The sequence below is a fragment of the Streptomyces sp. TLI_171 genome (assembly GCF_003610255.1).
In the GTDB taxonomy this organism is placed as follows: domain Bacteria; phylum Actinomycetota; class Actinomycetes; order Streptomycetales; family Streptomycetaceae; genus Kitasatospora.
On sequence record NZ_RAPS01000001.1, the window covers coordinates 4,905,748 to 4,929,714 of the forward strand.

21 protein-coding genes and 1 tRNA gene are annotated in these 23,967 nt (G+C 72.8%); 19 read left to right on the forward strand and 3 right to left on the reverse strand.

The annotated features are described in order from the left end of the window. Positions 1 to 116 precede the first annotated feature (116 nt). From BX266_RS22390 to BX266_RS22400, 3 genes are all read left to right on the forward strand, one after another. Positions 117 to 1,613 (forward strand): MFS transporter, encoded by a 1,497-nt coding sequence (locus BX266_RS22390; RefSeq protein WP_259464803.1) that lies wholly within the window; start codon positions 117 to 119, stop codon positions 1,611 to 1,613. A 205-nt stretch (positions 1,614 to 1,818) separates the two neighbouring features. Then, a complete protein-coding gene (locus BX266_RS22395) occupies positions 1,819 to 2,778 on the forward strand; it encodes a serine protease (protein ID WP_099902482.1) in 960 nt (319 codons plus the stop codon). A gap of 91 nt (positions 2,779 to 2,869) precedes the next feature. Then, positions 2,870 to 3,619 (forward strand): hypothetical protein, encoded by a 750-nt coding sequence (locus BX266_RS22400; RefSeq protein ID WP_099902484.1) that lies wholly within the window; start codon positions 2,870 to 2,872, stop codon positions 3,617 to 3,619. Between the two features lie 7 nt (positions 3,620 to 3,626). Here BX266_RS22400 and BX266_RS22405 read toward each other — a convergent pair whose 3' ends face one another. From BX266_RS22405 to BX266_RS22415, 3 genes are all read right to left on the reverse strand, one after another. Then, positions 3,627 to 4,007: a hypothetical protein gene (locus BX266_RS22405; protein WP_099902486.1), complete on the reverse strand. Its 381-nt coding sequence runs from the start codon at positions 4,005 to 4,007 to the stop codon at positions 3,627 to 3,629. Next, positions 4,004 to 4,675, reverse strand: a complete 672-nt coding sequence (locus BX266_RS22410) for a hypothetical protein (protein WP_099902488.1) — start codon at positions 4,673 to 4,675, stop codon at positions 4,004 to 4,006. The genes BX266_RS22405 and BX266_RS22410 overlap by 4 nt, the downstream gene beginning before the upstream one ends. 75 nt (positions 4,676 to 4,750) lie before the next feature. Beyond that, a tRNA-Arg gene (locus BX266_RS22415) sits at positions 4,751 to 4,822 on the reverse strand. Positions 4,823 to 4,992: 170 nt separating this feature from the next. Here BX266_RS22415 and BX266_RS22420 point away from each other — a divergent pair. From BX266_RS22420 to BX266_RS22495, 16 genes are all read left to right on the forward strand, one after another. Further along, complete coding sequence (locus tag BX266_RS22420) at positions 4,993 to 5,508, forward strand: response regulator (protein WP_099902490.1); 516 nt, start codon at positions 4,993 to 4,995, stop codon at positions 5,506 to 5,508. A gap of 117 nt (positions 5,509 to 5,625) precedes the next feature. Continuing rightward, positions 5,626 to 7,281, forward strand: coding sequence for an arginine--tRNA ligase (gene argS, locus BX266_RS22425; protein WP_099902492.1), 1,656 nt, complete (start codon positions 5,626 to 5,628; stop codon positions 7,279 to 7,281). Between the two features lie 99 nt (positions 7,282 to 7,380). Then, the gene (gene lysA, locus BX266_RS22430; protein ID WP_099902494.1) at positions 7,381 to 8,772 is read left to right on the forward strand and encodes a diaminopimelate decarboxylase; all 1,392 of its coding nucleotides are present in this window, start codon (positions 7,381 to 7,383) and stop codon (positions 8,770 to 8,772) included. A 132-nt stretch (positions 8,773 to 8,904) separates the two neighbouring features. After that, a complete protein-coding gene (locus tag BX266_RS22435) occupies positions 8,905 to 10,197 on the forward strand; it encodes a homoserine dehydrogenase (protein ID WP_099902496.1) in 1,293 nt (430 codons plus the stop codon). 6 nt (positions 10,198 to 10,203) lie between these two features. Then, entirely contained in the window at positions 10,204 to 11,292 is a 1,089-nt protein-coding gene (gene thrC / locus BX266_RS22440; RefSeq protein ID WP_099902498.1) for a threonine synthase, read from the forward strand. A 264-nt stretch (positions 11,293 to 11,556) separates the two neighbouring features. Next, a complete protein-coding gene (gene thrB / locus BX266_RS22445; protein ID WP_099902500.1) occupies positions 11,557 to 12,474 on the forward strand; it encodes a homoserine kinase in 918 nt (305 codons plus the stop codon). A 511-nt stretch (positions 12,475 to 12,985) separates the two neighbouring features. Next, a complete protein-coding gene (gene rho, locus BX266_RS22450; protein ID WP_099902502.1) occupies positions 12,986 to 15,103 on the forward strand; it encodes a transcription termination factor Rho in 2,118 nt (705 codons plus the stop codon). Positions 15,104 to 15,244: 141 nt separating this feature from the next. Beyond that, the gene (locus BX266_RS22455) at positions 15,245 to 16,381 is read left to right on the forward strand and encodes an LCP family protein (RefSeq protein ID WP_099902504.1); all 1,137 of its coding nucleotides are present in this window, start codon (positions 15,245 to 15,247) and stop codon (positions 16,379 to 16,381) included. Positions 16,382 to 16,505: 124 nt separating this feature from the next. Further along, entirely contained in the window at positions 16,506 to 16,730 is a 225-nt protein-coding gene (gene rpmE / locus BX266_RS22460; protein WP_099902506.1) for a 50S ribosomal protein L31, read from the forward strand. A 117-nt stretch (positions 16,731 to 16,847) separates the two neighbouring features. Beyond that, positions 16,848 to 17,924 carry a peptide chain release factor 1 gene (gene prfA, locus BX266_RS22465; RefSeq protein WP_099902508.1) on the forward strand — a complete coding sequence of 359 codons (1,077 nt, stop codon included), beginning with the start codon at positions 16,848 to 16,850 and terminating at the stop codon, positions 17,922 to 17,924. Between the two features lie 18 nt (positions 17,925 to 17,942). Next, the gene (gene prmC / locus BX266_RS22470) at positions 17,943 to 18,809 is read left to right on the forward strand and encodes a peptide chain release factor N(5)-glutamine methyltransferase (protein ID WP_099902510.1); all 867 of its coding nucleotides are present in this window, start codon (positions 17,943 to 17,945) and stop codon (positions 18,807 to 18,809) included. Positions 18,810 to 18,872: 63 nt separating this feature from the next. Further along, positions 18,873 to 19,520, forward strand: coding sequence for an L-threonylcarbamoyladenylate synthase (locus BX266_RS22475; protein WP_099902512.1), 648 nt, complete (start codon positions 18,873 to 18,875; stop codon positions 19,518 to 19,520). 35 nt (positions 19,521 to 19,555) lie between these two features. Continuing rightward, a complete protein-coding gene (locus BX266_RS22480) occupies positions 19,556 to 20,191 on the forward strand; it encodes a protein-tyrosine-phosphatase (RefSeq protein WP_099908175.1) in 636 nt (211 codons plus the stop codon). 166 nt (positions 20,192 to 20,357) lie between these two features. Continuing rightward, positions 20,358 to 21,620 carry a serine hydroxymethyltransferase gene (gene glyA, locus BX266_RS22485; protein WP_099902514.1) on the forward strand — a complete coding sequence of 421 codons (1,263 nt, stop codon included), beginning with the start codon at positions 20,358 to 20,360 and terminating at the stop codon, positions 21,618 to 21,620. A gap of 150 nt (positions 21,621 to 21,770) precedes the next feature. Continuing rightward, complete coding sequence (locus BX266_RS22490; protein WP_099902516.1) at positions 21,771 to 23,075, forward strand: MraY family glycosyltransferase; 1,305 nt, start codon at positions 21,771 to 21,773, stop codon at positions 23,073 to 23,075. A 246-nt stretch (positions 23,076 to 23,321) separates the two neighbouring features. After that, complete coding sequence (locus BX266_RS22495; protein ID WP_099902518.1) at positions 23,322 to 23,744, forward strand: hypothetical protein; 423 nt, start codon at positions 23,322 to 23,324, stop codon at positions 23,742 to 23,744. Positions 23,745 to 23,967: the final 223 nt, after the last annotated feature.

Consider the following 23,967-nt stretch of genomic DNA (forward strand, 5'->3'; position numbering starts at 1 on the left):
TCAAATCGTGACATCACCGGACAAACTGCCTTGCCGCTGCTCCGATCGGGGGTTTCCCTGGAGAGAGCGCCGTGTGCGCCCTGCCTCACTCCCGAATCGCGGAAGGCGGCCTTCCGGTGACCTCCCAGCCCGTCCCCGACACCGCGGCGGCGAACCCGCGCCGCTGGTGGGCCCTGGCGGTCATCGCCATTGCCCAGCTGATGATCGTCCTGGACGCGACGATCGTGAACATCGCCCTCCCGTCGGCGCAGAAGGCGCTCGGCATCTCCGACGCCAACCGGCAGTGGGTGATCACCGCCTACACGCTGGCCTTCGGCGGCCTGCTGCTGCTCGGCGGACGGATCGGCGACCTGTTCGGCCGCAAGCGCACCTTCGTGGTGGGCCTGCTCGGCTTCGCCCTGGCCTCCGGCCTCGGCGGCTTCGCCACCTCCGGCGGCATGCTGTTCGCCGCCCGCGCCCTGCAGGGTGCCTTCGGCGCGCTGCTCGCCCCGTCCGCGCTGTCCCTGCTGTCCGTGACCTTCCGAGACCCGCGCGAACGGGCCACCGCGTTCGGCGTGTTCGGCGCGCTCTCCGGCGGCGGCGCGGCGATCGGCCTGATCACCGGCGGGCTGCTCACCGAGTACCTGTCCTGGCGCTGGTGCCTGTACGTCAACATCCCGATCGCCGTCGTCACCGCGATCGGCGCCTACTACCTGCTGGTCCGCGACCACGTCGACCGCTCTCGGCGGGTCAGGCTGGACCTGCCCGGCGCGGTCCTCGGCTGCGGCGGCCTGCTCGCCATCGTGTACGGCACCTCGGAGGCGGTGACCCGGGGCTGGGGCGACTGGCTGGTGCTGACCGCGCTGTGCGGCGGCGTCGCGCTGCTGGCGGTGTTCGCGCTGGTCGAACGGCGCACCGAGCACGCGCTGCTGCCGATCCACCTGATCAACGACCGCAACCGGGCCGGCGGCGCGCTGGCCGTCGGCCTCGCCATCATCGGCATGTTCGGCCTGTTCCTCTTCCTCACCTACTACCTGCAGGCGGTCAAGGGGTACTCGCCGGTCAAGGCCGGCGTCTCCTTCCTCCCGATGACCGCCGCGGTGGTGGTCAGCGCGGCCGGGATCGCGGCCCGGCTGATGAACCGGGTCCCCACCCGCAACCTGGTGGTCCCCGGCCTGCTGCTCGGCGCCGGCGGCATGGCCTGGCTCACCCAGCTCAGGGTCGACAGCCCGTACACCACGATGGTGCTGCCCGCCGAAGTGCTGCTCGGCCTCGGCCTGGGCCTGATCTTCATGCCCACCATGAACCTGGCCACCCTCGGCGTCGCCCCGCAGGAGACCGGCGCCGCCGCCGCGATCATCAACAGCGCCCAGCAGGTCGGCGGCTCGATCGGCACCGCGCTGCTGAACACCATCGCCGCCAGCGTCACCGCCACCTACCTGGCCACCCGCAACCCTGCCGACCCACTGGTCCAGGCAGAGGGCGCGGTGCACGGCTACGCGGTGGCCACCGCCGTGGCGATGGGCATCCTGCTGGCCGCGGCGGTGATCGCCTTCCTGATGATCAACCACCGCCCGGCTCCCGGCGAGGCCGAGGGCGAGGACGCCTCCGCCGAGGCCAGAGCGGCCGTCTGACCCGCGCGCGGCCGGGTGTCGCGCCGGTCCGCCGCCGCGGGCCGTGAGACCCTACTGTCCGCCGTCGGAAATCTCATCGGGCTCCCAGCCGGTCATCACGGCATATCCAGCTCGATGCTGGACAGTCGAGACGGTGCGAGAGGAGTCGACGCCGCGACAGCGGCGCGGACACCCGGAGACGACCGGCAGGGAGCGGGGCAACAGGATGGGACGGCACACCAGGCCGCGCGAGCGACGCCCGCTGCGGCCGGTCGCACTCACCTCGGTGCTCGCCGTCGGCGTGGTCGGGGCAATAGCGGCGGCCGGGCTGTTCTCGGTCCACCTGCGCGACGTCCGGCACCCGAGCACCGACAGCGTCGCGATGGCCGGCAGCACCCCCGGCACGACCGCGAGCGCCGCGGCGAGCCCGAGCGCGTCGCCGAGCCCGAGCACCACCCCGACGACCGAGGCGCTCGGCGCCCCCCAGCCGATCGACCCCACCGACGGCGCCGTCCGGCAACTCCCGCCCACCGCACCGCCGGACGTCACGCTCGGCGTCACCGCCACGGCCGTCGACAACGCCGAGTCCCGCCGGGTCGGCGCCCTGTTCACCGGCGGCACCGGAGCCGGCAACCACTTCTGCTCCGCCAGCGTGATCGACAGCCCCGGCCGCAACCTGATCCTCACCGCCGCGCACTGCCTGACCGGCGCGAGCGGCATCACCTTCGTCCCCGGCTACCGCGACGGGCAGGCCCCGTACGGCAGTTGGCAGGTCACCAAGGTGTACACGGCGGCCGGCTGGCGCAGCGACGGCGACCCCGACGAGGACTTCGCGATCCTCGCCGTCGCCCCGTCCGGCGGCCGCCAGATCGAGGACGCGCTCGGCGGCAACCCGATCGCCGCCGACGCCGCCTGGACGGTGGAGACCCGCCTGTACGGCTACCCCGCCGGCACCGAGCAGCCGGTGGTGTGCACCAACAGCACCAGCCGCGAGGACACCTACCAGCGCCGGATCGACTGCCCGTCCTTCCCCGGCGGCACCAGCGGCGGCCCGTTCCTGGACGCCGCCACCGGCGCGGTGATCGGCGTGATCGGCGGCTACCAGCAGGGCGGCGACACCGACGACACCTCCTACAGCGCCTACTTCGACCACACCGTCACCGAACTGCTGGCCGCCGCGAGCTGACCGCCCGTCGACAGGCCCGTCCCGGCCTCCCGTTCGTCCGCCCCGTCTCCCACAATGGGACGTCGACGCACACGGACAGGAGGCCGGACAGGTGTTCCGCCGCTGGTGGTTCCTCAAGGCCCTGGGGCCCGCCGCCCCGAAGAGCGCGGACCCGCGCCCGAGCCGCCGGGAGGTCCGGGAGCGCAACGCCCTGGTGCTCGGCGAGTGGGGGTCGCTGCGCGAGCGGCTGCGCGAACTGGCCGCCGAGCGGGTCACCGCGGCCGGCGCGGTGTTCCAGGCCGCCGAACTGGAGCTGCTCACCGAGGAGTCGGCCGCCCGCCGGGCCTACCAGTGGGCGCTGGAGGCGTACGAGGCGGCGGGCCGGCTGCTCGACCGCGCGGACGACCCGGGCACCGACCTGCCGGACCTGGCCGCCGCCGTGGTGCTGGCCGAGCAGGCCGTCGAACGCCTCGCCGCCGCCCACCTGCTGCACGCCGGACAGCGCCCCGGCCCGCTCGCCGTCCGCTGCTACTACAACCCGCTGCACGGCCCCGCGGCGGACGGGACCGCCGCCCGCAAGGGCAAGAAGGCCCGCCACGTCACCGCCAAGGAGGCCGCCGCCGACCGCCGCCCGGCCTGCACGGCCTGCCGCCGCGCGATCCTGGCCGGGCAGCACCCCGACGTGCTGCCCGCGCTGCTCCCCGCCAAGGCCGCCACCGGCCGCACCGGCCCCGTGCTGGTCCCGTACTACGCGGTGCCCCGCCAGTTCTCGCCCTGGTCCACCACCGCCTGCGGCGCTTACGACCCGGGCACCCCGGCCCTGGTCCTGCGCGGCGACCACCGCCGCCGGCAGTCGGGCTGACGGTCCGTCAGCCGGTCGAGCGGGCGAAGCCGCCGTGCGCGCCGCCGTCCAGCAGGGCGGGCCAGTCGAGCGGGCCGGCCAGGTCGGACCGGTGGGGGAGCGAGACCACCAGCGCGCCGCCGACCTCCTCGACCTGGGCGCACCAGGCGGCGACCGCGTCGAGCTCGGCCGTGCTGCCCAGGGTGGGCAGCACGCAGCCGGCGTCGCCGGGGCCGTCCAGCAGGCAGAGCGTCAGGCGGGCCACCAGCTGCCAGCCGTCCAGCGCGGGCACCGCGCCGTCGCTGGTCCGCAGCACCGGCAGCGCCTCGTGCACCGGCACGCCGCCGAGCAGCAGGATCGGCGCGGAGGCACCGGACACGAAGCGGACCTGGTCGTGCGGGATCATCATGCGGGCAGCCTGCCAGAGCCCTCCGGCGCCGCCGGGAGCAGCCCCGTCGGCAGTGCCCAGGCCCGGTCGGTGGGCAGCGGGCTGTCGCCCAGTTCGACCCAGGTGGTGTCCAGGTGCCGGACCGCCCGCCCGTCGGTCCACCAGCGGGAGGTCGGGCCGGACGCCTCGGGGACCGGCCGCACCGCCGGCCCGTCGACCGCCGCCGGGTCCAGTTCGGGTGCGCCGCGCAGCGAGTGCAGCAGCGCGTCGGTCTCGATCAGGTGGTCGAGCGAGGGGAAGGCCGCGACCCCGGGTTCGCCGGCCCGGCCGATCACGACGGTACCGTCGAGCAGGAGGTGCGCGCCGGGGCAGCCCGCCGTGGTCGGGTGCACCGCGTACCTGAACTCGATCCGCGGATCGCCGGGTTCGGGGTCCAGCAGCGGATCGAGGAAGACCTGCTCGCCGAAGAACGGGCTGGGCCAGCTGAGGCCGGCGTACCGCTGCCGCAGTTCGCGCAGCAGCGCCACCGGGTCGCCCGGCACCGGCCCGAACGCCTCGAACAGGCGCTGCCGGAGCTCGATGTCGTCGTGTTCGTAGGCCACGGGAACCACGCCCGCGCGGCCGTGCGCGCGCAGGAAGGCGGTGGCCCGCGCGGTCAGCCCGGACGGCGGGTCCAGTACGTACGGCACGGTCGTCCCCCCTGGACAGACGAAGAAGGCCCAGATCCAAGGGACCTGAGCCTCACTCATGCACTTGCTGCGAAGTGCCCCCGGTAGGATTCGAACCTACGCACCCGCCTCCGGAGGGCGGTGCTCTATCCCCTGAGCTACGGGGGCCTGGGCGAGCCTTGCGGCGGTGCCCGGCCTGACGGGGAAAACACTACCAGGGAAACAACGTGGTCCGTGCACGGGTTTCCGGCGGGCCGGTCCGACGCGCCGTCAGGAGGTGACCGGCAAGTAGCGGAAAGGCCGGACGCGGCGGCCGGGGCGCGGCTACCCTCGGTGAGGTGGCGGCGACGTCGGGGCGGGTCCTCGTGGTGGACGACAGCGAGGTGATCCGCCAACTGATCAGGGTCAACCTGGAGCTGGAGGGCTTCGAGGTGGTGACCGCCGCCGACGGTGCCGAGTGCCTGGAGGTGGTCGGCCGGGTCGACCCGGACGTGGTGACCCTGGACGTGGTGATGCCCCGGCTGGACGGGCTGCGGACGGCGGCCCGGCTGCGCGCCTCGCACCGGACGGCGCACCTGCCGATCGCGATCGTCAGCGCCTGCACCCCGGCGGACCTGGAGCGCGGTGAGTCGGTGGGGGTGGACGGCTACCTGGCGAAGCCCTTCGACCCGGCGGAACTGATCGCCCTGGTGCGGCGGCTGCGCGGGCTGCCCCGGCCGGTGCCCGAGGGGACGGGGCGGCGGTTCGCCTACGACTTCGGCAGCATCGCACAGCTGTCCGCCCAAACCCTCCGGGATTCAGCCCTGAGCGAACGCCCGCAGGAACTCGTCCGGCCGGACGAGCCGCGCCCGTGAGATGTGCCCGTCAGCGGCGACGTCCGACGAGACGAAGCACGCCCGGCGGCGCGACGCGAATCCCCCGGGGCAAACCGAGTGGCGGTCGGGTACCCCGTCTCGCCTAGGCTTGGCCCTGTGACACCCGCAGAACTCTCCCAGGCAGTCCAGGCCGCCGTCAGCACCGCCATCACGGCGGGCGAGCTGACCGTCGACGTGCCCGCGCACGTGACGGTCGAGCGGCCCAAGAACAGGGACCACGGCGACTACGCCACCAACGTGGCCCTCCAGCTCGCGAAGCCGGCCGGCAAGCCGCCGCGAGCCGTCGCGGAGATCCTGGCCGCGCGTCTGCGAGAGATCACCGGCGTCGCCGCGGTCGACATCGCCGGCCCCGGCTTCCTGAACATCACGCTGGACGCCGCCACCCAGGGCGAGCTCGCGCGCACCATCGTCGAGGCGGGCGAGGCGTACGGCCGCAACGAGGCGCTCAAGGGCCTGAAGATCAACCTGGAGTTCGTCTCGGCGAACCCGACCGGCCCGATCCACATCGGCGGCGTCCGCTGGGCCGCCGTCGGCGACTCGCTCGCCCGGGTGCTCAAGGCGACCGGCGCCGAGGTGTCCACCGAGTACTACCTCAACGACGCCGGCGTGCAGATCACCAAGTTCGCCAAGTCGCTGAAGGCCGCCGCCAACGGGCAGCCCGTCCCCGAGGACGGCTACGTCGGCGAGTACATCGTCGACATCGCCAAGGCCGTGGCCGAGGGCGTCCCCGGCATCCTGGAGCAGCCCGAGGACGAGCAGCTGCAGACCTTCCGCACCGAGGGCCTGAAGCTGATGGTCGCCGAGATCCAGCGCTCGATGACCGAGTTCGGGGTGCACTTCGACACCTGGTTCTCGGAGCAGACGCTGCACGACTCCGGCGCCGTCGAGAAGGCCATCGAGCGGCTCCGCGAGCAGGGCCACGTCTTCGACCGGGAGGGCGCGATCTGGCTGCGCACCACCGACTTCGGCGACGACAAGGACCGCGTCCTGATCAAGGCCGACGGCGAGACCACCTACTTCGCCGCCGACGCCGCCTACTACCTGAGCAAGCGGGACCGCGGCGCGGAGGTCTCGGTCTACATGCTCGGCGCCGACCACCACGGCTACGTCAACCGCCTCAAGGCCATCGCGGCCTGCGCGGGCGACGACATGGACCGCAACATCGAGGTGATGATCGGTCAGTTCGTGAAGATGCTGCGCGACGGCAAGGAGGTCCGGCTCTCCAAGCGCGCGGGCAACATCATCACGATCGACGACGTGATCGACTGGATCGGCGTGGACGCCGCCCGCTACATGCTGGTGCGCCAGTCCACCGACTCCACCATCACCATCGACATCGACCTGGTGACCAGCGCGTCCCGCGAGAACCCGGTCTACTACGTGCAGTACGCGCACGCCCGGATGAGCGCGGTGCAGCGCAACGCGGTGGAGAAGGGCATCACCCGCAGCGCGGACTTCAAACCGGAGCTGCTCAGCTCCGAGTGGGAGAACGCCCTGCTCGGCCAGCTCGGCGAGTTCCCGCGGGTGCTGGCCAAGGCCGGGGAGCTGCGCGAACCGCACCACGTGGCCACGTACCTGGAGGAGCTGGCCCGCGCCTACCACCGGTTCTACGACAACTGCCAGATCCTGCCGAAGGGCGACGAGGAGGTCACCGACCTCACGCACGCCCGCCTCTGGCTCGCCGACGCCACGCGAACGACGCTCGCCAACGGCCTCGGCCTGCTGGGCGTCTCGGCGCCCGAGCGGATGTAAAAGGCACCACACCCCCGAAGCGCAGCACAGCAGGGGGCGGCGACCGGTCGACGGAGACCGGTGGCCGCCCCTCGCCATAGGTCGAGGAAGTTTCCGCAGATGAGCCGCTCCGCCCACCCCGCAGGTCCCCGCCACGGCGACGTGCTGCCCGAGGGCCACTACCAGGCCCCGCCCACCGACCTGAACGCCCTCGACCCCAAGGTCTGGTCGCGCACCGTCGACCGGAACGCCGAGGGCGTCGCCACCGTCGGCGGGGTCGACGTGCGCACCCTGGCCGCCGAGTTCGGCACCCCCGCCTACGTGCTGGACGAGGCCGACTTCCGGGCCCGCGCCCGGGCCTGGCGGGACGCCTTCGGCGACACGGCGGACGTGTACTACGCGGGGAAGGCGTTCCTGTCCAAGGCCGTGGTGCGCTGGCTGCACGAGGAGGGCCTGAACGTCGACGTGTGCTCCTCCGGCGAGCTGCGCGTGGCGCTGGCGGGCGGCATGCCGGGGGAGCGGATCGCGCTGCACGGCAACAACAAGTCGGTGCAGGAGCTGGAGCAGGCCGTGAAGGCCGGCGTCGGGCACATCGTGGTCGACTCCTACCAGGAGATCGAGCGGCTGGCCGAGATCGCCGAGGCGCAGGGCGTCCGGCAGCCGGTGCTGATCCGGATCACCGTCGGCGTCGAGGCGCACACCCACGAGTTCATCGCGACCGCGCACGAGGACCAGAAGTTCGGCCTGTCGCTGAACGGCGGCGCGGCCGCCGAGGCGGTCCGCCGGGTGCTCGGCAAGCCGTCCCTGGAGCTGCGCGGCATCCACTCGCACATCGGCTCGCAGATCTTCGACTTCGCGGGCTTCGAGGTGGCGGCCCGCCGGGTGGTCGGCCTGCTCGCCGAGGTCCGGGACGAGCACGGCGTGGAGCTGCCGGAGATCGACCTGGGCGGCGGCCTGGGCATCGCCTACACCCCCGAGGACGACCCGCGCGAGCCCGCCGAGATCGCCGCCTCGCTCAGCGAGATCGTCCGCCGGGAGTGCGCGGCCGCCGAGTTGACGGTCCCTCGGATCTCGGTCGAGCCCGGCCGGGCGATCGTCGGCCCGACCGCGTTCACGCTGTACGAGGTCGGCACCGTCAAGGCGCTGGAGGGCCTGCGCACCTACGTCAGCGTGGACGGCGGGATGTCCGACAACATCCGCACCGCGCTGTACGACGCCGAGTACTCGGTGGCGCTGGTCTCCCGCACCAGCGAGGCCGAGCCGATGCTGGTCCGGGTGGTCGGCAAGCACTGCGAGTCCGGCGACATCGTGGTCCGGGACGCCTTCCTCCCCGCCGACCTGGCGCCCGGCGACCTGATCGCGGTGCCCGCGACCGGCGCCTACTGCCGTTCGATGGCGAGCAACTACAACCACGCCCTCAAGCCCCCCGTGCTGGCCGTCGCGGACGGAGCGGCCCGGGTGATCGTCCGCCGCGAGACGGAGGAGGATCTCCTGCGGCTCGATATCGGCTGACGAAATTTTCGTCTCAGAACGTGGACCAGCCGTAGATCCGTGCGGAAAGTCCCGGAGACTGGTCAGGACAGGAAAGCCCCCGGGGCGTCGGACGCGCCCCGGCGGGGACCGAAGAATGCAGAGCGGAGTCGGATGATGCGTACGCGCCCGCTGAAGGTGGCGTTGCTGGGCTGTGGTGTGGTGGGCTCCGAGGTGGCGCGCATCATGACGACGACGGCCGACGACCTCGCCGCGCGCATCGGCGCCCCGGTCGAGCTCGCGGGCATCGCGGTCCGGCGTGCCGGACGCCCCCGTCCCGGGGTGCCCGAGCACCTGCTCACCACCGACGCCGAGGCGCTGATCGGCCGCGGCGACATCGACGTGGTGATCGAGGTGGTGGGCGGCATCGAGCCGTCCAAATCGCTGCTGCTGAAAGCCTTCGCGAACGGCGCCTCGGTGGTCTCCGCCAACAAGGCGCTGCTCGCCAAGGACGGCGCCGAGCTGCACGCCGCGGCCACCGAGGCCGGCGTCGACCTCTACTACGAGGCCGCCGTCGCCGGCGCCATCCCGCTGCTGCGCCCGCTGCGCGAGTCGCTGGCCGGCGACAAGGTGAACCGGGTGCTGGGCATCGTCAACGGCACCACCAACTTCATCCTCGACAAGATGGACAGCACCGGCGCCGGGTACTCCGAGGCGCTGGAGGAGGCCACCGCGCTGGGCTACGCCGAGGCCGACCCGACCGCCGACGTGGAGGGCTTCGACGCCGCCGCCAAGGCCGCCATCCTGGCCGGGATCGCCTTCCACACCAAGGTGACCGCCGCGGACGTCTACCGCGAGGGCATCACCGAGGTCACCGCCGCCGACATCGCCTCCGCCAAGCAGATGGGCTGCGTGGTCAAGCTGCTCGCGATCTGCGAGCGCGCCGCCGACGGCGCCTCGGTCACCGCCCGGGTGCACCCGGCGATGATCCCGCTCAGCCACCCGCTGGCCTCCGTCCGCGAGGCCTACAACGCGGTGTTCGTGGAGGCCGAGGCGGCCGGCCGGCTGATGTTCTACGGCCCCGGCGCGGGCGGCTCGCCGACCGCCTCCGCGGTCCTCGGCGACCTGGTCGCGGTCTGCCGCAACAAGGTCAACGGCACCACCGGCCCCGGCGATTCGGTCTACGCCCAGCTGCCCGCCAAGCCGATGGACGAGGTGGTCACCCGCTACCACGTCAGCCTCGACGTGGACGACCGCGCGGGCGTGCTCGCCCAGGTCGCGTCGGTCTTCGCCGAGCACGGCGTCTCCATCGACACCGTCCGCCAGCAGGGCCGCGACGGCGACGCCGCGCTCGTCGTGGTCACCCACCGCGCCACCGACGCCGCCCTGTCGGCGACGGTCGACAAGCTCCGCGCACTGGACAGCGTGCGCGACGTGGCCAGCATCATGCGGGTCGAAGGGGAGTAGGAAGCCATGAATGCCGTGATTGCCCGAGGCACCCACACTCATCAGTGGCGAGGCCTCATCGAGGAGTACCGCGACCGCCTGCCGGTCACCGACTCCACCCCGGTGGTCACCCTGCTGGAGGGCGGCACGCCGCTCGTTCCCGCCCAGGTGCTCTCCGAGCGGACCGGCTGCGACGTCTACCTCAAGGTGGAGGGCGCCAACCCGACCGGCTCCTTCAAGGACCGCGGGATGACCATGGCCATCTCCAAGGCCAAGGAGGACGGCGCCCAGGCCGTCATCTGCGCGTCCACCGGCAACACCTCCGCCTCCGCCGCCGCCTACGCGGTGCGGGCCGGCATGGTGTCCGCCGTGCTGGTCCCGCAGGGCAAGATCGCGCTCGGCAAGATGGGCCAGGCACTGGTGCACGGCGCCAAGATCCTGCAGGTCGACGGCAACTTCGACGACTGCCTGACGCTGGCCCGCGAGCTGTCCGAGAAGTACCCGGTGGCCCTGGTCAACTCGGTCAACCCGGTGCGCATCGAGGGCCAGAAGACCGCGGCCTTCGAGATCGTCGACATGCTCGGCGACGCCCCCGACATCCACGTCCTCCCGGTCGGCAACGCCGGCAACATCACCGCCTACTGGAAGGGCTACCGCGAGTACGCCGCGGACGGCCTGGCCTCGAAGACCCCGCGGATGTGGGGCTTCCAGGCCTCCGGCTCGGCCCCCATCGTGGACGGCGCCCCGGTGCTCAAGCCGCAGACCATCGCCACCGCGATCCGGATCGGCAACCCCGCCTCCTGGGACTACGCGCTCGCCGCCCGGGACGACTCCGGCGGCCTCATCGACAAGGTGACGGACCGCCAGATCCTGTCCGCCTACCGGCTGTTGGCCGCGCAGGAGGGCGTCTTCGTGGAGCCCGCCTCGGCCGCCTCGGTGGCCGGCCTGCTCGCCAAGGCCGAGGCCGGACTGGTCGACCCCGGCCAGCGGATCGTCTGCACCGTCACCGGCAACGGCCTGAAGGACCCGGACTGGGCGGTGGCCGGCGCCCCGCAGCCGCAGGTCGTCCCGATCGACCCGGAGACGGCCGCCCGCCGTCTCGGCCTGCTGGACTGACCCCGCGTCAACGCGGCGGGCGGCGGGCCCCGTTCGGGTCCGCCGCCCGCCGCCGCTTTCAGGTCACCCGACCGGCGCTTTTCCGCTGCATGCGGCAACACGCAAGATCGAAGCCGAGCAGGGTGTACCGCTCTGGAACTTCTCTTCGATACGCTGGACCCCGGCGGGCCGCGCCATGCTGCGCGCTCCTTCGACCACCCCGCCGTCGTACCACCGCAGGCCCCGTCGTCCGGGCCTCCCCCACTTTTCAGGAGTGTCCACCGCATGGCCGGTCCCGCGTTCCGCGCCGCCGCCGTCCGCGTCCGCGTCCCCGCGACCAGCGCCAACCTCGGCCCCGGCTTCGACGCCTTCGGCCTCGCCCTCGGCCTGTACGACGACGTGGTGGTCCGGGTCGCCGACTCCGGCCTGACCGTGGACATCGCCGGCGAAGGCTCCGACAACCTGGCCCGCGACGAACGGCACCTGGTGGTCCGCTCCATGCGCGCCGCCTTCGACCGGCTCGGCGGCCAGCCCCGCGGCCTCGAAGTGGTCTGCGCCAACCGGATACCGCACGGCCGCGGCCTGGGCTCCTCGTCCGCCGCGATCTGCGCCGGCATCGTCGCCGCCCGCGCCGTCACCATCGGCGGCGCCTCCGCCCTCGACGACGACGCGCTGCTCGCCCTCGCCTCCGAGCTGGAGGGTCACCCCGACAACGTCGCGGCCTGCCTGCGCGGCAACTTCACCGTCGCCTGGACCGAGGACGGCGTCGCCCGCACCATCACCCTGGACCCCTCCGACCGGGTCGTGCCGGTCGTGTTCGTGCCGTCCACCGAGGTGCTCACGGAGACCGCCCGCGGCCTGCTGCCGAAGACCGTCCCGCTGTCCGACGCCGCCGTCAACGCGGGCCGCGCGGCCCTGCTGGTCGAGGCGCTCACCCGCCGCCCGGAGCTGCTGCTCACCGCCACCGAGGACCGCCTGCACCAGGACTACCGGGCCTCCGCCATGCCGGACAGCGCCGCCCTGGTCGCCGCGCTGCGCGCCGAGGGCGTCCCCGCCGTCATCTCGGGCGCCGGACCGACCGTGCTCGCGCTCGGCGACGAGGCCGGAGCCGAGAAACTCCTCAATTTCGCGGGCCCGCAGTTCGCGGCGCACCGGCTGGAGCTGGACCGCACCGGCGCCACCGTGCTCCCGCTCGACATGTGAGACGGACACGATTGACAAGCAAAGGGCTGGGGAATGTGTCAGGGGGTAGGTAGTGTTAACCTCATTGCTGCACCAGATGCCCACCGGGGCCCGGTGCGACGCATCCCGATCCCGTTCCCCCGTCCGCACGGGGGCCGGAAGCTCGGGAGCACGATTCTCCGGGAGCCCGCCACACCGCGTACGCAGCCTGCCTGCGCGACTGCGGCCCATCCCGAAGCCGTGACGGCACCGGACTCCCACCCCCAGCCTCTGCACTGAGGCTCGGCCCGGCGGGACCCGCAGTGCCGCCGCGCGACGGGGGCCCGGGCATCAACAGGCGCAGCGAGGTCGGCACCAGAACCGGCCGTCCGCGCCGCTTCGCACCACAGTGCACCGCACTTCGCAGCTCCCCGGAAGGACCAGCCTTCCGCGGGAATCCAGCCCCTGACCAGCGCAAAGAGACGCTGGACAGGACAGCACAACCGGTCGCCGTGCCAGACAGGCCGACGTCCGCTCCAGGGAAGGACCCTTAGTGAGCGACACCACCGATCTGATGGGCGCGCGCCCGGACGCCGAGGCGTCGGACGCAGCCGCCGCCCCCGCGGCTCCGGCGCGACGCCGTCGTACCGCCGCCGCCGGCCTGGACGGCCTGGTTCTGGCCGAGCTCCAGAAGCTCGCCTCGACCCTCGGGATCAGCGGCACCGGGCGGATGCGCAAGAGCCAGCTGATCGAGGCCATCAAGGAGAAGAGCGGCGGGGACCCGCTGCTCGCGGGCGGTTCCGCCCCCGCCGCTCCGGCCGCCAAGAAGACCGCCAAGGCCGCCGCTCCGGCCGCCGAGGCCGCTGCCCCGGCCGAGGCCGAGCAGAAGCCGGCCCGCCGCGCCCGCACCGCTGCCGCCACCGAGCCGCAGCCGCAGGCACAGGCGCAGATCGAGATCCCGGTGCAGGCCGCCGCCGAGACCGCGGCCGCCGCCGCCCGGGCCGAGCGTCCGCGCCGCCGGGCCACCGCCGCCGCCGGCGCCCCGACCGCCGAGGCCGCGGCCGCCGCCGCGACCGCCACCACCGAGCAGGCCCCCGCCGCCGAGGCCAAGGCCGAGACCCAGCGTCCGGCCGCCGCCGAGGGCGAGGCCCGCGCCGAGCGCCGCGACCGCCGCGACCGGCGGGACCGCCGCGAGGGCGGCGACCGCCCCGAGGCCGCCGCGGCCGACAGCGACAGCGAGATCCGCGAGTCCCGCCGGGACCGCCGCAACCGCCGCGAGCGCGACCGCGCCGACCGTCAGGGCGGCCAGCAGCAGGACGGCGGCCAGCCGCGTCAGCAGGGCGGCCAGCAGCAGGGCGGCAACGCCTCGCAGCAGCAGCAGCAGCAGGGCGGCAACGCCCAGCAGCAGGGCGGCTACGACGACGACGAGTTCGGCGACGGGCGCCGCGGCCGCCGCGGCCGCTACCGCGACCGCCGGGGCCGTCGTCGCGACGGCTTCGAGGGCCAGAGCGGCCCCGAGGTCCCGCTGAGCGACGACGACGTCCTGATCCCCGTCGCGGGCATCCTGGACATCCTCGACAACTACGCCTTCGTCCGGACCTCCGGCTACCTGCCCGGCCAGAACGACGTCTACGTCTCGCTGGCCCAGGTCCGCAAGCACGGCCTGCGCAAGGGCGACGCCATCACCGGCGCCGTCCGGCAGCCGAAGGACGGCGAGCGCCGCGAGAAGTTCAACGCCCTGGTGCGCCTGGACTCCGTCAACGGCATGGACCCGGACAGCGGCCGCGGCCGCCCCGAGTTCGGCAAGCTGACCCCGCTGTACCCGCAGGAGCGCCTGCGCCTGGAGACCGACCCGGGCGTGCTGACCACCCGGATCATCGACCTGGTGTCGCCGATCGGCAAGGGCCAGCGCGGTCTGATCGTGGCCCCGCCGAAGACCGGCAAGACCATGATCATGCAGGCGATCGCCAACGCGATCACCCACAACAACCCCGAGTGCCACCTGATGGTCGTCCTGGTGGACGAGCGCCCGGAAGAGGTCACCGACATGCAGCGGTCGGTGAAGGGCGAGGTCATCTCCTCGACCTTCGACCGCCCGGCCGAGGACCACACCACCGTCGCCGAGCTCGCCATCGAGCGCGCCAAGCGCCTGGTGGAGCTGGGCCACGACGTGGTGATCCTGCTGGACTCGATCACCCGCCTGGGCCGCGCCTACAACCTGGCCGCGCCCGCCTCCGGCCGCATCCTGTCCGGTGGTGTCGACTCGACCGCGCTGTACCCGCCGAAGAAGTTCTTCGGCGCCGCGCGCAACATCGAGAACGGCGGCTCGCTGACCATCCTGGCCACCGCGCTGGTCGACACCGGCTCCCGGATGGACGAGGTGATCTTCGAGGAGTTCAAGGGCACCGGCAACATGGAGCTCAAGCTCGACCGGAAGCTCTCCGACAAGCGCATCTTCCCCTCCGTCGACGTGGACGCCTCCGGCACCCGCAAGGAGGAGATCCTGCTCGGCTCCGAGGAGCTGGCGATCACCTGGAAGCTCCGTCGCGTGCTGCACGCGCTGGACTCCCAGCAGGCGATCGAGCTGCTGCTGGACAAGATGAAGCAGACCAAGTCGAACGCCGAGTTCCTGATGCAGATCGCCAAGAACACCCCCGGTTCCGGCGACTGACGTCACCCGCTCCCGAGACCCCGCACCGCCTCCGCGCGGTGCGGGGTCTCGGCGTTCTCCCAGGTCAGCGGCGGAACCTGATCGTCATACCGGTGCGTCACTTATGCTCGAAAGGTCGCACTTCAGGCGAAACGAGGCGATATGGCCGAGCACCGGAAGAACCGCACGCCGCGTCGCCGCGCGGTGCGGATCGCGCTGTTCGCGCTGATCGGCCTGGTCGTGGTCGGCGCGGCCCTGGGCGGGATCGCCTACTGGAAGCTGAACGGGAACATCCGCAGCGTCGACATCTCCGGGCAGCTCGGCACCGCCCGCCCGCCCGCCTCCACCGGCGGCGCGTTCAACCTGCTGGTGCTGGGCTCCGACTCGCGCTCCGGCGACAACGGCAACCTGGCGGGCGGCGCCACCGGCGACACCGCCCGCTCCGACACCGCGATGGTGGTGCACGTCAACCAGGCGCACACCGCCGCCTCGGTGGTCTCCATACCCCGCGACACCCTGGTGGCCCGGCCGGCCTGCACCGCCGAGGACGGCAAGCAGGTCGCCGCGGCCCGCAGCGCGATGTTCAACTCCGCGTACGAGGTCGGCGGCCCGGCCTGCGCGGTGAAGACCGCGGAGCAGCTCACCGGGATGCGGATGGACCACTTCGTCGAGGTGGACTTCGCCGGCTTCGCCTCGCTGATCGACGCCATCGGCGGGGTGCAGGTCACCACCACGGTGGCCATCGACGACAGGGACAGCGGCCTGCACCTGGACGCCGGCAGCCACCACCTGGGCGGGCAGCAGGCGCTGGCGTTCGTCCGCACCCGGCACGGCGTCGGCGACGGCAGCGACCTGGGCCGGATCGAGCTGCAGAAGGAGATGGTCCGGGCGATGCTCGGGCAGGTCGGCTCGCTCGGCCTGACCTCCAACCCGGTGGCGATGTGGAACCTGGGCGACAAGCTGACCAACGCGCTGACCACCGACAGCGACCTGGCGTCGGTGAGCTCGCTGGTGGGCCTGGCGCAGACGGTGAAGAAGATCGGCCCGGACCAGCTGACCATGGTCACCCTGCCGGTGGTGTACGCCGCCAGCGACCCCAACCGGGTGATCCCGAAGACCCCGGAGGCGACCCAGCTGTGGGCGGCGCTGCGGGGCGACCAGGCGGTGCCGCAGGCGGTCCTCCAGCAGCAGCCCGCCAACCCGGCGCAGGGCTCCCCGTCCGGATCCCCGTCCGCCTCCCCGTCCGGCTCGGCGGGCCCCACCGCGCGGGCCACCGAAGTGGCCGGGGGAGCGGAATAGCGGGATCCGGCTCCCGGTTTGGGAAGATGCGGCCAGTGCTGGCACACTGGTCCGTCGGTCCCGGTTCACGAGCGGCTGCCCAGTCCGCCGACCCGGTGCCCTCCCGATCAGCTAGGAGAATCCCTTGAAGTCCAACGTTCACCCGCAGTACGTGCTCACCACGGTGACCTGCACCTGCGGCAACGAGTTCACCACCCGCTCCACCGAGACCAGCGGCGAGATCCGCGCCGAGGTCTGCTCGAACTGCCACCCGTTCTACACCGGCAAGCAGAAGATCCTCGACACCGGTGGCCGCGTGGCCCGCTTCGAGGCCCGCTTCGGCAAGAAGCTCTCCGGCGGCAAGGCCTAGCGCTCCCACGGCGCCGGTCTCGGACGCTCCCGTGCTCGTTCACGGGGGGTCCGGGCCGGCGCCGTTCGCGTCCCTCCCCACCACCCTGCGGCACACTCACGGAAGTAGGACCACCCGATGTTCGAGGCAGTCGAAGAGCTCCTCGTCGAGCACGCCGACCTCGAGACGAGGCTGGCCGACCCGTCCGTGCACGCCGACCAGGCGAACGCGCGCAAGCTGGCCAAGCGGTACGCCGAGCTGACCCCGATCACCCGCACCTACCGGGCCTGGAAGCAGGCCGGCGAGGACATCGTCGCCGCGCGCGAACTCGCCGCGGAGGACCCGGAGTTCATCGCCGAGGTGAAGGACTCCGAGGCGCGCAGGGAGGAGCTCACCGAGGAGCTCCGGCTGCTGCTGGTGCCGCGCGACCCCAACGACGACAAGGACGTCATCCTGGAGGTCAAGGCGGGCGAGGGCGGCGAGGAGTCGGCGCTGTTCGCCGGCGACCTGCTGCGGATGTACCTGCGCTACGCGGAGCGGCTCGGCTGGAAGACTGAGATCATCGACGCCAACGAGTCCGACCTGGGCGGCTACAAGGACGTCTCGGTGGCGGTGAAGACCAGGGGCAACCCGGAGCCCGGCCACGGCGTCTGGGCGCAGCTGAAGTACGAGGGCGGCGTGCACCGCGTGCAGCGGGTGCCCGCGACCGAGTCGCAGGGCCGCATCCACACCTCCGCCGCGGGCGTGCTGGTCACCCCGGAGGCCGAGGAGGTCGAGGTGGAGATCCACGCCAACGACCTGCGGATCGACGTCTACCGGTCCTCCGGCCCCGGCGGGCAGTCGGTCAACACCACCGACTCCGCGGTCCGGATCACCCACCTGCCGACCGGTATCGTGGCGTCCTGCCAGAACGAGAAGAGCCAGCTGCAGAACAAGGAGCAGGCGATGCGCATCCTGCGTTCGCGGCTGCTGGCCGCCGCGCAGGAGGAGGCCGAGCGGGAGGCGTCCGACGCCCGCCGCAGCCAGGTGCGCACCGTGGACCGCTCCGAGCGGATCCGGACGTACAACTTCCCGGAGAACCGCATCTCCGACCACCGCACCGGGTTCAAGTCGTACAACCTGGACCAGGTGCTGGACGGCGAGCTGAACGCGGTGATCCAGTCCTGTGTGGACGCCGACGCCGCGGCCAAGCTGGCCGCCGCGCAGGAGAACTGAGCCTAAGGGGCCCGAGGGATGAACCTGCTGCTCGCCGAGGTGGCCCAGGCCACCCAGCGCCTCGCCGCGGCCGGCGTGCCCTCGCCGCGCTTCGACGCGGAGGAGCTGGCGGCGTACATCCACGGCGTGAAGCGCAGCCAGCTGCACACCGTGCCGGACGGCGACTTCGACGCCCGGTACTGGGAGGCGATCTCCCGCCGCGAGCAGCGTGAGCCGCTGCAGCACATCACCGGGCGGGCGTTCTTCCGCTACCTCGAACTCGAGGTCGGCCCCGGGGTGTTCGTGCCCCGGCCGGAGACCGAGTCGGTGGTCGAGTGGGCGATAGACGCGGTCCGGGCGATGGACGTGGCGGAGCCGCTGGTGGTCGACCTGTGCACCGGCTCCGGGGCGATCGCGCTGGCCCTCGCGCAGGAGCTGCCGCGCTCCACCGTGCACGCCTTCGAGCTGGACGAGGGCGCGCTGCGCTACACCCGCCGCAACGTCGAGGCCAGCCCCGACCGGGCCCGGGTGCACCTGCACCAGGGCGACGCCACCCGGGCGTTCGCCGAGGAGCGGGCCTGGGACGGCCGCTTCGACCTGGTGATCAGCAACCCGCCGTACATCCCGCTCACCGAGTGGGAGTACGTCGCGCCCGAGGCCCGCGACCACGACCCGCAGATGTCGCTGTTCTCCGGCGAGGACGGGCTGGACACCATCCGCGGCATCGAGCGGGTCGCCGCCCGGCTGCTGCGGCCCGGCGGCGCGGTGGTGATCGAGCACGCGGACACCCAGGGCGGGCAGGTCCCGTGGATCTTCCGCGAGGAGAGCGGCTGGACGGACGCCGCCGACCACCGGGACCTCAACAACCGACCGCGCTTCACCACGGCCCGACGGGCTTCGCTGTGAGCGGGACTTCCCCGCGCTTCGCTGCAGACCACCACTGACTTTCACCGGAAGGGGATTGCTCCGATGAGCCGCCGATACGACTGCTCCGACGCCCAGGACCGCGCCAGCGGGCTGCGTGAGGCCGCCACCGCGATCCGCCGCGGGGAGCTGCTGGTGGTGCCGACCGACACGCTGTACGGCCTCGCCGCGGACGCCTTCTCGCCGGAAGCGGTCGGCGCCCTGCTGGCGGCCAAGGGCCGCGGCCGCAACATGCCCTCGCCGGTGCTGGTCGGCTCGCCGACCACGCTGCACGGCCTGGTCACCGACTTCTCCGAGCAGGCCTGGGAGCTGGTGGACGCGTTCTGGCCGGGCGGCCTGACCCTGGTGGCCCGTCACCAGCCCTCGCTGCGCTGGGACCTGGGCGAGACCCGCGGCACCGTCGCGGTCCGGATGCCGCTGCACCCGGTCGCCCTGGAGCTGCTGAACGCCACCGGCCCGCTCGCGGTGTCCTCGGCGAACAAGACCGGCGGCCCGTCCCCGTCGACCTGCGACGAGGCCGAGGCGCAGCTCGGGGACGCGGTGTCGATCTACCTCGACGGCGGGACGGCGGACCACGCGAAGGCCTCCACCATCGTCGACGTCACCGGCAAGGTGCCGGTGGTGCTGCGGGCGGGCGCGATCAGCGTCGAGCAGCTGAGGGAGGTCGCTCCTGACGTGGAGGCCGGCAGTTGACCGCCGCCGCCCCGTTGTACGGAGCGGGGAGCGCCCTGGCGCCGTTCCCGGCGTCCGGGCCGCTCCCGCTGGACACCTTCCGCATCCTGTTCGTCTGCACCGGCAACATCTGCCGCTCGCCGATCGCCGAGCGGCTGGCCCGGCTGGAGCTGGACTCCCGGCTGGGCGCCCGGATCGGCGGCCGGATCGTGGTGGAGAGCGCCGGCACCTGGGGCCACGAGGGCGCCCCGATGGAGGCGCACGCGGCGACGGTGCTCGGTGAGTACGGCGCGGACAGCGCCGGCTTCGCCGGGCGGGAGCTGCTGGACGAGCACGTGATCGACGCCGACCTGGTGCTGACCGCGACCCTGGACCACCGGGCGCAGGTCATCTCGATGGGGCACGCGGCGGGTCTGCGCACCTTCACGCTCAAGGAGTTCACCCGGCTGGTGCAAAGGGTTGACCCGCGGACCCTGCCGGACCCCAGGGAGGGCGCGCGGCTGACCGAACGCGCCCGCGCACTGGTCCGGGCGGCCGCCGCCCTGCGGGGCTGGCTGCTGGCCGCCGCGCCCGAATCGGACGAGCTGAGGGACCCGTACGGGGCGCCGATCGGCATGTTCCGGAACTGCGGCGAGGAGATATTCGACGCGCTGGACCCGGTGGTGACCGCCCTGACCGGTGTGGGCCGGTGAGTTGAGCGCACTCCACTAAAGTTTCAGTGGAGGATTCGTGAAGGCCCGGTGCCCAGGGCGTGCGGGCAACCGGAAAGGCCCAAGCCCGCGTGTGCGGGCGGGCCGCGCGGCGGACGCAGACCTACGCTGGAAAAATCCGCCCGCACACCAGCCCGGGAGCCGCTCCATGACGGTCGCCGATGCCCGACTGACGCACTGGGAGGCCGCCGAGGCCCTGCGCACGGCGGACCCGCTGGTCGCCGACCTGCTCACCGCCGAGGCCGAGCGGCGCACCGACTCGCTGCAGCTGCTGGCCGGCGAGAACCTCGCCACCCCGGCCGTGCTGGCCGCACTCGCCGGCCCGCTGGTCGACAAGTACGCCGAGGGCTACCCGGGCCGCCGGCACCACACCGGCTGCGCGCCGGCCGACACCGTGGAGCTGCTGGCGGTCGACCGGGCCCGCGAGCTGTTCGCCGCCCCGCACGCCAACGTCCAGCCCCGGTCCGGGACTTCGGCGATGCTGGCGGCCTACGCGGCGCTGCTGCGACCGGGGGACGCGGTACTCGCGATGTCGCTGGAGCACGGTGGCCACCTGAGTGCCGGCTCGCGCGCCAACTTCTCCGGCCGCTGGTTCCAGTTCCACGGCTACGGGGTGCGCGAGGAGGACGGCCGGATCGACCTGGAGCAGGTCCGCCGGCTGGCCCACGAGCACCGCCCGAAGGCGATCGTGGCCGGCGGCATCTCCTACCCCCGGCACGTCGACTGGGCGGCCTTCCGGGAGATCGCCGACGAGGTGGACGCCTACCTGATCGCCGCCGCCGGGCAGACCGCCGGCCTGGTCGCGGCCGGGGCCGCACCCTCCCCGGTGCCGTACGCCGACGTCACCGTGGCGGCCACCCACAAGCTGCTGCGCGGCCCGCGCGGCGGCCTGCTGCTGTGCACCGCGGAACTGGCCGACCGGGTCGACCGGGCGGTGTTCCCGTTCACCCAGGGCGGAGCGGCGATGAACGAGGTGGCCGCCAAGGCGGTGGCGCTGGCCCAGGCCGGCACCCCCGCCTACACCGGCTACGTCCGCCGGGCGGTGGCCGGGGCGCGGGCGCTGGCGGCCGCGCTGGTCGCGGCCGGGGCCGCGCCGCTCACCGGCGGCACCGACACCCACCTGGTGACGGCCGAGGTCGGGGCCCTCGGCCTGACCGGGGTGGAGGCCGAACGCCGCTGCGCCGCCGCCGGGTTGATGCTGGGCCGGTGCGCCGTCCCGTACGACCCGGCGCCGCCCACCGAGACCTCCGGCATCCGGCTGGGCACCGGGACGTGCGCCGCCCAGGGCATGGGGGAGGAGGAGCTCGGCGAGGTCGGCGCGCTGCTCGGGCGGGTGCTCTCCGGGGGCGAGGTGGAGCCGGTGCGGGCCCGGGTGCGGGAGCTGGCGCGTGCCTTCGCGGGGCGCCGCTGAGGATTCGGGGGTCGCCAGGGCGAACCGCGATGCGGGGGCACGGCGTCGGAGTCAATAAGGTGTGCTCCGTGGCGACGCACCTCGAATCCCGAAGCAGCGCGGGAGTACCCTGCGTACTCGTCCGTCCGAGCGCGACCCTGGAGGCCGGTGGTGCGTGAGTATCTGCTGGTCCTGTTCGTCTCCGCGGCGGTGACCTACCTGCTGGTCAGTCCGGTGCGGAAGTTCGCCATCGCGGCCGGCGCGATGCCCCCCGTGCGGGCGCGCGACGTGCACCGCGAGCCCACCCCGCGGCTGGGCGGCATCGCGATGTTCGGCGGTCTGCTGGCCGGTCTGCTGGCGGCGTCCCAACTGACGAACCTGGGGCGGCTGTTCGTGCAGAGCGCGGACATCAAGGCGCTGCTGTCCGGGGCCGGGATCATGTTCGTGCTGGGCGTCCTGGACGACAAGTGGGGCGTGGACGCGCTGGTGAAGCTCGGCGGCCAGATGATCGCCGCCGGTGTGATGGTCTGGCAGGGCGTCACGGTGATCTCGATCCCGGTGCCCGGCTACGGCCCGGTCGCGGTCACCCCCACCCAGGGCATGATCATCTCGGTCACCCTGGTGGTGGTGATGGTCAACGCGGTGAACTTCATCGACGGCCTGGACGGCCTGGCGGCCGGCATGGTCTGCATCGCCGCGATCGCCTTCTTCCTGTACTCCTACCGGCTCTGGCTCGGGTACGGCATCAACGACGCCGCCCCCGCCGCGCTGTTCACCGCCGTGCTGATCGGCATGTGCCTGGGCTTCCTGCCGCACAACCTGCACCCGGCGCGGATCTTCATGGGCGACTCCGGCTCGATGATGCTCGGCCTGATGCTGGCGGTCGCGGCGATCTCCATCACCGGCCGCGTCGACCCCGACCTGATCTCCGCCCGGACCGGGTCGCAGACCCTCACCGTGCACGCCCTGGTGCCGATCTACATCCCGCTGATCCTGCCGCTGACGGTGATCGCGCTGCCGCTGGCGGACCTGCTGCTGGCCGTGGTGCGCCGCACCTGGGCCGGCAAGTCGCCGTTCGCCGCCGACAAGCAGCACCTGCACCACCGGCTGCTGGAGGTCGGGCACTCGCACAGCCGGGCGGTGCTGATCATGTACTTCTGGGCCGCGCTGATCGCGTTCGGCACCGTCGCGGTCTCGGTCACCAACACCGGCCGCACCGTGGTGCTCACCATGGCCGGCCTGTGCCTGGTGGGCCTGGCGGTGCTGCTGATGCCGCGCTTCAAGCCGCGCGCGCCGAAGGCCGTCCAGCCGTTCATGCCGCCGCGCTACCGAGACGGCGAGGCAGCGGCTCCGGTCGCCGAACCGGTCGCCGAGACCCCCGCGATGGCTGAGCTGTCGGCGGAGGACAAGGCGCTGCTCGGACGGATGGGCACCGGGGCGACGGCGGTCGGGCCGCGCAACGAGCAGCGGTCCTGACGGTTCGTCAACTCCCGTTGCACCGTTCGGCGGCACTTCTGGGCCTACGGTGTGACAGGTACCACACGTTCATGGTAAAGCTCTCATCAAATAGTTTGTGATACCGTTCACGAGTACCGAGAACACGCCGAAAGACCTGACAGGTGGAGGACTTCCGTCCCTGGTCGGTCTGCCGGCTTCCCGCGGCGTGGTCCTCGCCCCTGTGCCTCTGCCCCTTTCCACCGACATGCCGCCGGAGCTGCCGACATGCCGTCCCACGACGCCCGGATCCTCCGTGGCGCCGCAATTCCCACTGCGGTCGCCGGACTGATCGCCATGGCGATCTCCTTCGCCGTCGCGCAGGGGAAGGGTCTGCTCGGCGCCCTGCTCGCCACCGTCGTGGTGATCGGCTTCTTCGGCTTCGGCCAGATCGCGCTCGACCGGCTGACCCGGAACAACCAGCAGATGCTGATGCCGGCCGCGCTGCTGGTCTACACCACTCAGATCCTCGCGATCGGCGTGCTGCTGGCGGTGGCCAAGCACCTCTCGTTCTTCGACCACAAGGTCTTCGGGTTCTCCCTGCTCGGCCTCGCGATCGTCTGGACCGGCTTCCAGGTGAGGGGCTGGCTGAAGGCCAAGACCTTCTACGTGGAACCCGACGGCAAGTCGAAATCCGGGCGTCAACCGTGAGCGGGGCAGGCTGTCCCCCTCGCGAGGGGGGCGGTGTTTATGCCCTCCTGACGGACTGCTATCGTCCGTCCCAACGGCGGAGTACGGGAAGCGGCCAGGTCCCTCCGATGATCGGACGGATCGCCCCCCGACTCCACGAAGCTTTCGAAGATCCCGCGGTGGGGATATGCGCCGCGCCGGGTCCGCGAGAAATCCAACAAGTTCCAGTGCCGCACCGTGGCTT